This is a genomic window from Mesorhizobium sp. M7A.F.Ca.US.002.01.1.1, from assembly GCF_004022955.1.
Classification (GTDB): Bacteria; Pseudomonadota; Alphaproteobacteria; order Rhizobiales; family Rhizobiaceae; genus Mesorhizobium; species Mesorhizobium ciceri.
Genome location: NZ_RZQE01000215.1, coordinates 1 through 9616, shown reverse-complemented (window position 1 = coordinate 9616; position 9616 = coordinate 1). Strand labels below are relative to the sequence as shown.

At 57.5% G+C, this 9616-nt stretch carries 11 protein-coding genes; 6 read left to right on the top strand and 5 right to left on the bottom strand.

From position 1 onward, the window contains the following. Positions 1-7: 7 nt before the first annotated feature. Together EN932_RS20310 and EN932_RS20305 are read right to left on the bottom strand one after the other, a co-directional pair. Positions 8-901 (bottom strand): transglutaminase family protein, encoded by an 894-nt coding sequence (locus tag EN932_RS20310; RefSeq protein WP_127370948.1) that lies wholly within the window; start codon positions 899-901, stop codon positions 8-10. Positions 902-994: 93 nt separating this feature from the next. Next, entirely contained in the window at positions 995-1867 is an 873-nt protein-coding gene (locus EN932_RS20305) for a transglutaminase family protein (protein WP_127366479.1), read from the bottom strand. Positions 1868-2232: 365 nt separating this feature from the next. Here EN932_RS20305 and EN932_RS20300 point away from each other — a divergent pair, with 365 nt between their 5' ends. From EN932_RS20300 to EN932_RS20280, 4 genes are all read left to right on the top strand, one after another. Continuing rightward, positions 2233-2418 carry a hypothetical protein gene (locus EN932_RS20300; RefSeq protein WP_127366480.1) on the top strand — a complete coding sequence of 62 codons (186 nt, stop codon included), beginning with the start codon at positions 2233-2235 and terminating at the stop codon, positions 2416-2418. 502 nt (positions 2419-2920) lie between these two features. Continuing rightward, positions 2921-4009: a L,D-transpeptidase gene (locus tag EN932_RS20295; protein ID WP_127366481.1), complete on the top strand. Its 1089-nt coding sequence runs from the start codon at positions 2921-2923 to the stop codon at positions 4007-4009. 516 nt (positions 4010-4525) lie between these two features. Beyond that, on the top strand, positions 4526-4714 hold the full coding sequence (locus EN932_RS20285; RefSeq protein WP_127366483.1) for a hypothetical protein: 189 nt from the start codon (positions 4526-4528) through the stop codon (positions 4712-4714). An 806-nt stretch (positions 4715-5520) separates the two neighbouring features. Then, positions 5521-5868, top strand: a complete 348-nt coding sequence (locus tag EN932_RS20280; protein ID WP_128338141.1) for a response regulator — start codon at positions 5521-5523, stop codon at positions 5866-5868. Positions 5869-5946: 78 nt separating this feature from the next. Here EN932_RS20280 and EN932_RS20275 read toward each other — a convergent pair whose 3' ends face one another. Then, entirely contained in the window at positions 5947-6957 is a 1011-nt protein-coding gene (locus EN932_RS20275) for a sensor histidine kinase (protein WP_128338140.1), read from the bottom strand. A 398-nt stretch (positions 6958-7355) separates the two neighbouring features. Then, on the bottom strand, positions 7356-7838 hold the full coding sequence (locus EN932_RS20270; protein ID WP_245483301.1) for a DUF982 domain-containing protein: 483 nt from the start codon (positions 7836-7838) through the stop codon (positions 7356-7358). Positions 7839-8126: 288 nt separating this feature from the next. Here EN932_RS20270 and EN932_RS20265 point away from each other — a divergent pair, with 288 nt between their 5' ends. Beyond that, on the top strand, positions 8127-8531 hold the full coding sequence (locus EN932_RS20265) for a host attachment protein (RefSeq protein ID WP_128369009.1): 405 nt from the start codon (positions 8127-8129) through the stop codon (positions 8529-8531). Positions 8532-8614: 83 nt separating this feature from the next. Further along, complete coding sequence (locus tag EN932_RS20260) at positions 8615-9118, top strand: hypothetical protein (protein ID WP_127369786.1); 504 nt, start codon at positions 8615-8617, stop codon at positions 9116-9118. Positions 9119-9178: 60 nt separating this feature from the next. Here the strand turns inward: EN932_RS20260 and EN932_RS20255 are convergent. Beyond that, on the bottom strand, positions 9179-9616 hold a 438-nt coding region (locus EN932_RS20255), incomplete at its 5' end, for a hypothetical protein (protein ID WP_245483300.1).

Below are 9616 nucleotides of genomic sequence, written 5' to 3'. Positions count from 1 at the left end.
GTGATGATCAGGTCCGCGAGCTTCCACGATGGCGGGATTTTCTTGTCGATGCGAGCGATCTGGCGCCAGGCACAATCCCATTCCCTCCAGGCACTGTGCCCACCTCTTCAGCAATAACTTCGAAGCGGGCCAGGCTCGACAACCCAAAGCTGGTCGAGAGGGCAACGTCAGTCGCGTCCCGGCCCGTTGCCATCAGGATTCTTCCGATGCGAGGGTGGTTGTGCCGAGCGTCGAAGGTGAACCAATGACCACCGAGATAGGCTTGGAACCAGGCGCTGAAATCCATCGGATCTGGCACGGGCGGGACCCCGATATCCCCCAGATAACCCGTACAATAGCGCGCCGGAATGTTCATGCAGCGACACAGTGCAATAGCCAGATGAGCAAAGTCACGGCAAACACCGGTTCGATCGAGGAAGCCGCCATGAGCTGTGCGCAGCGCGTCGGCGTTCTGGTAGCTGAACGCTATGTGATTGTGAACGAAATCGCAGATTGCCTGGACGCGAGCCCATCCAGGCCTTGTGTTGCCAAAGGTCGCCCAGGCGAAATCCCCGAGACGATCGGTGTCGCAGTACCGGCTTCCTAGAAGGAAAGTTAGTACTTCATCCGGCAGGTCTTTTATATCGTGTTGTATGGCCTCGGGGGCGACGATGTCCGGATTGCCGCTGTCGTAGATTTCAAAGGTGGTTGAAATCGTCGTCAATCCAGCAGGGGCCTCGATCCTTGTGCAGGCATTGCCGAAACTGTCGATGTAGCCCCTTGCTTCGATCGGCCGATCAAAGCCAATCACCTGTTCCGTCAGCAGGTCGACCCGACGTGACGGGTGGATTTCCAGAACGAGAAGCATCGGCGTTGGCTTAGGACACTCGTAGGTGAGATTGTAACCTGCGCGTATCCGCATCGTCGCTCCAAATGTTCTTGATTGAGGAGACGGCCAAACTCCGCTTTGACGAATCGGTTCCACCACATTCATTGGGCGAGGGTTCTGGTCTGATTATTCCCTGGTAACTTTCACCTCGACGTCCATGCCCAAAAAACTCGAAGCGCTTCCCGAGTAGCTGCCGGAAAGAGGGATCGCCTGTCGCGGGTGTCGAGCGACTGCCACCCTGATCAGTTCCCGATTACCGACAATGCCATTGGTCGGATCGAACTCGACCCAACCGGCTCCAGGCAAATAGACCTGGCACCAGGCGTGGGTCGATCCTCCACCTCGTACCTCCAACTTGTCTCGGGTTGGAACGTAGATATATCCGGTCACGAAACGCGCAGCGAAACCAAGCGATCGAACAGCTTCCATCATGAACAGTGCGAAGTCACGGCATGTGCCTCGCCGCAGATGTAGCGTGACAAGAGGCGGTTGTGTCCCGGGTTCCGTTCGACGGGAATACACAAAGCTTTCGTGGATGGCATAGCAGAGTGTCATCAACAGTGTGCCCGTCTCTGTCTTGCCACCGGCACTCAAGAATTGTCGTGCCCATTTTCCAATCTCGTCCCCTTCGTCGGGATGATGGCGCTCGATGGTCTGGGAAAGGTCGGTTGCTTCGTCAGATTCGTATGAAAACGGATAGCTGAGTGCTGCTTCGTCGATGCGAAAATCGGGCGCGTGCTGAGGCGTATGATCAAGCCGAATTGCTGTTTCGAAGTGCAGTGCTTTAGCTGCCCCCTTGAAATCGAGCACGGCAACGCAGTTTCCAAAAACGTCGTGGATCCAACGGAGCTCTTTCGGCTCGGGATCAATGACCATGGCGTGGTCTAGAAGTCTCTGGTCGAAGCTGTCGCGCGGCCTGAATATCAGCCGGTGTTCGCCAAACCTTACAGGTCGGCTGTAACGATAGACAGTCGAGTGCCTCACTGAAAAAATAGGCATGATGTCCTTGTGCCTTCTGCATACACACCGTGGTTTCTCAGGGACGATCGAGTGGCCTTGGTGCGGAGAGACTCAACGTCTGACTAAGCAATTAAAGCGGCCAAATACCGGCCGCTAGTCGGACAATGTCGCTACTGCCGGGCTTCCTACAATGTCGATGCCGTCAATCTGGAGGCGGCAGGGCATCAAGGCACACGCGAGATCGGGATGGCGTTTCCCACCTCTCGGTTCGAACTTTCCTCGCCGAGATACGTCAGATCTGTGGATTTGTAATATCCTGCCCAAGGCGTAATGTCTCAACCGGTCCCTTTCGACACCGTTGCGAGCGCGCGAAGAAAACTAAAGCAGAGAAGGACGCCGAAACGTTGGCTTACACGGTGATCTGGTACGGCAAGCAAGGCATTGTCGAGAAAGCGTCGTTCGAGACCGAGAAGGCTGCACGGGATAACGCGCTTGCCAATTTTTCCGCACGAAACTCAGACGGTATTGTAGCGGTCGAGGTTCGCAAGGACGACGGCTCGGTTGTATTCAGCCAAGCAGGTAGCAACTAATAGTCCGCATCTTGGTCAGGTCTAGAATGAGATTTTCCGTCCCCATCCCTGCTCCTTGGCCGGAGCCTCAACGGGCTAAGACGCAGCACCGCGGCGGCATCATGGGACAGAACACCAAGACCGGGGCTTGGCAGACCCTTTGCCCTGGCCTGTAGACCAACGGCGTATTGCTTCTGTAACGTCGGGAATTCCGCTGCGCCTTTTAGTCGGGCGTCTCCCAGCTTGATCCACGATCGGTACCGTCATGTTAATCAGCTCTCGCGTCCGAGCTTCGGTAATCCGGGTTCGCGTGCAAGGAGACGGATCAGAGTCTTCTGGCTCCTCCGGGGCGGATCGGATGCTTTCTGAACAAATTCGGAACCCAGGGCGTCACGGCGCTAAGTTCCCCTAGTAGGTCTGCAGGCACAGTGAGTTGAATTGGACATCGATGTTAAGAGACCAGTAACCAATCCGGCAGAATGTCGCTTGCGGCCTCTTTTCGCTGCCAGGAGACACACCCCACATGCGACGCGGCCTCGGTCTACTTGTACTCACCTTCAGCACGGCACTTGGCGCTGGCACGGCAACGTTGGTCATCTCACCAGCTCACGCCGCGTCATTGCTTACCCCCGATACCGTCAACGCAGCGCCCCTCGATGCAATTTCGCCGACGTATGCGCCCCCGGATTCGAAGATTGATCCGCTGACCACCGGCAGCACGTTCAATGTCGGTGCCGCCGCCCCTTCGACGGAGTTTACGCAAGCCCCTGCGGCAGACGCGCCCTCGCCGTCCATAGTTCGGTTGCAGGTATTGCTCGACCGGGCGGGGGCGTCGCCAGGAGTTATCGACGGTCTTGATGGCGGCAACCTGCGGCACGCCATCGCAGCCTTTGAAGTGATGCGTGGCCTTCCGGTCGACGGAAAGATTGGACTCAAGGTCATCGCCGCCATAGACGCGGACAAGCAGGTTATCGGCAGCTACGTCGTCACGGCGGACGACCTTTCCACGGTGGTGGGTGCCATTCCGAAGGACTATGCCAAAATGGCGGAGATGAAATACCTCGGCTACGCCCGTCCAAGCGAGGCCATGGCCGAGCGTTTCCACATGGACGAGGATTTTCTGAAGGCACTCAATCCTGGCGCGACCTTCGCCGAGGGAGAAACGATTTCGGTGGCCGATCTAGGTTCGGGGAAGCGCGGAACGGCCGCCAGACTGGAAGTAGACAAGGCCGAAGGCCAGGTTCGCGCCTATGCGGAAGACGGCTCACTCCTGGCGGCCTTTCCGGCCACAATTGGCAGCGAGGAGAACCCATCCCCGTCCGGCATGCATACAGTAAGGGCGGTGGTCACGAACCCGAGCTACACCTACAATCCCAAGCTCAATTTCAAACAGGGCAACAACGACAAGGTCCTGACCCTTCCGCCCGGTCCCAATGGCCCCGTCGGCACGGTGTGGATCGACTTGTCTGAACCGAGCTTCGGTATTCACGGGACCCCCGAGCCCGCCCGTATTGACAAGACCGGCTCCCATGGCTGTGTACGCCTGACCAATTGGGATGCTGGAGAACTTGGCAAGCTTCTCAGTCCCGGCGTGCCGGTCCAGTTCCTCTGAGCGGCGCGGACAATCCGGCCGCAGACTTCGACTATCCGCCCGATGTCGAGGAGACGCAGAGCCCCGAAACTACGCTAGCGCCGGAATGATCAACGGTACCGAGACGAAGCCAGAACTGCAATACGCCTGAACCTTGGATGCAATTGACACCATGTAATCAGGGCCTCGCGCAACATTAGCGGGCAGTCTCTTACCTACATTATGACCACCCTCGGCCTCGAAATCCGCGCGTCGCCGCCCTGCACCGTCGAATAAGCCGGAGATCTCGTCGCACGCTGTGCACTTTTCTAAATCGCGGGGCGTTTGCGGGAACAAGCATGATTGGAACTCGATGGGCATTCGTGGGTTACGTCATGAAGAGGAGACATCGCCGTGAAACTGTTACACCTTGCCCCCATCGCTATTCTTGCCTGCGCCCTGGCTCTTTCCGCTTGCGCTAATACCGTCCGAGGCGTCGGTAGGGACGTCAAGTCGACGGCGAACGCAGTTGACGACACCGTCAACAAACCCTGATCGATGCAGCGGACCGTCACGGTTATCGAGAAGGCAACTGGTCGGGTGATCGGCGCACTGCCAATCGATCTTGCAGGCCAAGTTCACCAAGCCTCGGATGATGAGTATTTTGCGAAGGCGTTCGAAGCTGCAGTCGACAGCGGCCTCATCAATGAGGGTGATGCGCGTTTGGTTGAATTCCGGCTCGAATAGTCAGGCCGGCCCAGGTCAGGGAATAACTCGAGCAACCCGTCCCTGCACCGGGCTGTCAATTACTGGCGCCCCGAAATTCTTGGAGTGTTCGACCTCAGCAACAAAACGGAGGCCAAATTCCTCATCGTCAGGCCCACCAAGCCTTAGGTTGATTGACTGCGAGCGGCTATGGGCCAAGTACGGCGCTGCCCTGCTCGAGCCATAGACTTCGGTCTGTGAAGCTGAGGATAAAGGTTGGGGCCGGTAAGCTTGGCTTTACTTCAGATAAAGGTCACAGGGCGCCTGGAAACCCGGGCTTATCGAAGGGGAAGCCTTGAGTGGAGAATGTGCTGACTTCCGAAGAATTTAAAGCTTGGCGCAACGGCCTTGGAATCAGCCAGACGGAAGCGGCGACGGCGCTGGGGCGGGTCCATTGAGAACCACGAACGCGGGCAAAGAGGAGAAAAAAGGACTGTCCCCATCCCCCGAACCGTCGAACTCGCATGCTATGCCATCTTGGCGCAAATCCATGCCGTGCTGGGGCCGGCGATCGGCTTCACTTTTAGATCCGTGGTTTGCTCGGGTCGAAGGGAATTGACCGCGTTCATAGCGACAGCCAATAAAAAGCCCGCCTGGGTCAGGCGGGTTCGGACGCGAAGCATCACATTGCCCAAATCCCTTGCCCGTCCACGCTAGTAGGCCGCGAACTTCGACTCTTGGCGCTGAATGCTTGTACTGCAAGTTTTTTGTGGAGCGATCTGGGCGCAACAGAGTTGTGGACGCCAGCATGATTTTGGCAGGAGGGTCTAGTGCCACCTAGCATCTGCGTGTTGGTTGTCGAGGACGAGCCGCTAATCCGCATGGACATCGCGGATTTCCTCCTTGGCCAGGGTTTTGAGGTATTGGAGGCGGCCAATGCCGATGAGGCAATCGACTTGCTCGAAACCAATGCCCAGATCCAGCTCATGTTCACCGACATCGACATGCCAGGTAGCATGGATGGCATAAAGCTTTCTGCTGCTGTACGCGACCGCTGGCCACCCATCAGGATTGTAGCGACGTCAGGCCATCGCGCGGTGTCGGTCACGGACCTTCCGAAAGGCAGCCTGTTTTATGCCAAGCCGTATGACAACGCAGCCATAGCGGCAAGTTTACGCGACTTGGTCTCAACTTGACATGGCCGCCCTGCCAGTTCTTCCGCCTCCATGGCGTGGGCTCGATCACCAGCTCGGCCTTTGAAGGCGAGCGCGCGGTTATTGTGTGAGGCGCTGCGGCTGGATTTTCAGCGTGACGATCAGGCCCTGCTTTGACCAATCATAAGCGATCGAGCCACGCAGATGCCCGGTCACGCTGCGCTCGACCAATCTGCTTCCGTAGCCAAGCGGGCCCGCAGGTGTCTCAACGAGCGGTCCGCCACTTTCTGTCCAGACGATGGTGACGGCGTCATCTTGCGCCGAGCACGATACATCCAGCGTGCCTGCTTCCGCCGACAAGGCGCCGTATTTGAGAGAGTTGGTTGCAAGTTCATGGATGATAAGCGCCAGGATCGTTGCCGATGATTCACCAACGCTCATCCTTGGTACCGACACCCTGATCCGGCCGCTGAACGCTCCCAGATCGTCATAAGGCGCAAGCAGTACCGTAAGCAGGTCGCCAAGCAGCGCCGAGGCGGCCTCGGTCTGGCCGGGCACCGGCCGCACCAGATCATGGGCTCGCCCCAAGGCAGTCAACCGCTGTGTAAGCTCGCGCGCCATGTCATTGGTCGTCGTCGTCGAACGCGAGGTAATGGCAGTAAGGCCGGAGGCTATGGTCAGCAGGTTCTTGACGCGATGGCTCATTTCGCCGGCCAGCAGCTCGCGGCTTTCTTCCGCCTGCTTGCGGCCGGTCACATCAATGAAGATGCCGAACATCAGCCGCTGGACGATCCCTTCGTCGTCGCCTTGACCGCGCGCGGAAATCCATTTGAGTTCGTCGCCGATCATGATCCGGAAGTCGATCTCATAGGGGCCGACAATCGCTCGCGTGGCATTGAAGGCCGCCCGCACTCGGTCGCGGTCGGCAGGATGGATGTGCGCGGAAAGGTCTTCAAACTTTACGTCTGTCGTGCGCGGTATGCCCCAAAGGTCATAGGCTCGGTCATCCATGCCCAAAGCGTCGCTGTCCACGTTCCACGACCACAGGGCGACCCCTGCTGCTTCGATGGCTCGGACCAGGTTCTTGGGTTCCCACAGGAGTGGCTTTAGATGTTCCGCGGTTATCGTCATGGAAACTCGCAAAGGGGTCGAAGGACAAACTCTGATGCTGTGACCAGAAGCTGGCGTTTCTATTAGCTCAATTCATCCAGCATATGAGAAAAATCGCAGATCCTATGCCCAGTCTTGGCGCCGCGATCCCGACATGTGCTGGATCGCCTGCAGTTCCAAATCAACCTTGGTCCTCGCGCCAAGGTGACGATGCGGTCCGGTCAAGCCTGCTCGATGGACTGCGAGCGCAACGCGTTTCGACCTGCGGAGGGAACCTCGGCGTTCCACAATCAAACGGCTAAGTCACCGCAAGACGACATCGTCAGGCACTGAACGCCACCCTGCCTAGGGTTGTCCAGCATCCCCATTATCAGCCTAAGCGGCGCACTCCTTCCGGACCATTGTCAGATTCCGGCGTCTCAGCGTTGCGCCTTCAATATTCTGGCCTCTCGCAGCAGTGATCCACGATCAGTACCGACCATATCGATCAGTTCGCGCGCCTGGGCTTCCGTAATCCCGGTTTCGCGCGCCAGGAAACGGATAAGAAAGTCTTCTTGCTCCTCCCTGTGTCCACGATCCCGTCGTTTCTCATCGGCAATGTATGACGATTTTGGCTGTTCTACCGAACGCGGCGATGGAGCGTCCTCGTTGTGATGCACGCCTTGCAAGGTCAGCCCTGCCTCCTCCGCAGCCGCCAAAAACGCCTGTCGGGCATATTCCACCTCCTCCTCCGAAGTCAGTGAGCCTGTGCAGGCCTGTAACGCATCTCGGTATATCGAGCCGTGCTCTTCCGGCCACTTCTCCATCAGCAAGATCGCAGCCTCGGACGCACTGGACAACCTGCGAAGTTCTCCATTTGGCAACTCAACCGTCACTGGAACCCTGAAAAAAGCGTCGTGCATCGCGTCACCCCTATCCCACCATCTCTCAGCGAACGGGGCGCGACGACATTCGTTCCAGCGCAACATGTAACGCGGCCTATCCGTCCAACGTCAGGCACCTGACGCCGATCTCACAATGAGGCGCCACCGTTTGGGGGCATGTAGGCGGTCGGCGCGGCCCTTAGTCGGCCGGGCGTCGACGAAAGGCTCAGATCAAAGCATCCATTGGCGGCTTGGGGCGTTAAGACTGACGTCAGCAGGCCCCAACCGAATAGCTAGGGCTGGCGCAATCTCGGAGAACATTCACACATGGATATTCCTAAAGGTGCGACCGTTGCTGTGGCCGATGGCGAAAGGCTCAATCTGTTCCGCAATTCAGGAGACGAAGCCAATCCAAAGCTGACGGCCTCGGTCGTGGAAGACGTCGCAAACGAGAACAAGGGATCCGGTGCGCGTCATCAGAGCAGCTCCGCCAATCCGGACAACAGTCAAATCGAGGAGGACAATTTTGCGGCCGGAACCGCCGAACTGCTCAACCGACACGTCCTCGGCGGACAAATCGCCAATCTGATCATCATCGCCGCTCCTCGAACGCTTGGCGAACTGCGCAAGCACTATCATCAGAAATTATCGGACGTTCTGATTGGCGAAATCGCCAAGGATCTCACCGGCCATTCGGCCCACGAGATAGAGAAGGCAGTTGCCAGCGCCTAGACGCATAATCGACAGAACTCAAATCTGCATCGCGCCCGCGCTCTGATCGTATTCGCGCCTGCGCCGAATTGAAGGACTTTATCATGACAAAATCCATTGGATGGTTGGCCGCAGCAGTGCTTTGCATTACAGCGCCTGCTCAGGCCGCTGACGGCGCCTTTCTGAAATCGTTTGCCGGCAGCTGGGTTGGCAAGGGCACGGTCAAGGTCGACGCTGATTCCCAACCCATCAAAATCAACTGCAAATTTGCATCTGACGCGACTGAAAGCTCATTGGCGCTTAACGGCAAGTGTACAGGTTACGTGGTCTTCTCGCGGGCGATCGGCGCCGACGTGAAGACGAATGGCAAAACCTATACGGGCATATACACCGGATCGAGCACCGGTCCGGCTGGCCTCAGTGGCGGTCGATCAGGCAACGCACTGGTTCTAGGCATCCATTGGGCAAAGGAAGTCAATGGCGACCGTACGGCCCAGCTGAGGCTGGAAAAAGTTGGCGACAATGGGATGCGCCTAACGACGATCGATAAGGATCCGGCGACGGGCAAGACCATTGTGATCAGTCGGATTGATCTCAGCCGCTCCTAGCGTCTGGTCGGCAAATATCCGACGCCTCGCTAGTCGAAGACGGGGCTGCCGGGCCGACTATTACGTGAGCTCGTAGTAAAAATCGCAAATCAGGTCCGCGACTTTGACGGCTTCAAAGTCAGTCATGTGCGCAGCTGTCTCAACAGCCACGACCCCGATATCGTCCTGATCGATCGCCAGAAGATCCAGTATCTTTGCGAACTTGAACTTGAGCTCCCGGTCACCATCGAATTCATCGATGGTAACGTGCAGAATGTTCACATTTGCGTCGATCAATCGCGTTTGTATGGCGTCGGTAGAGGCTGCTAGTGTGCGAATTGCCGCGAAAAAGTGCTCTCGCGCATTGGCATATTTGTCGTCCATTTTGATACCTTCAAAGTTGAAAAGCTGCGCCCTGGACGTCGTGCGCGAACCGGGACTTACGCGTTTGGCATAGGCTGAGTCAACAATGGCGGCCCGCCCGTACAGGTCAGTTTGAGATTCAGGGCTTGCGAATTG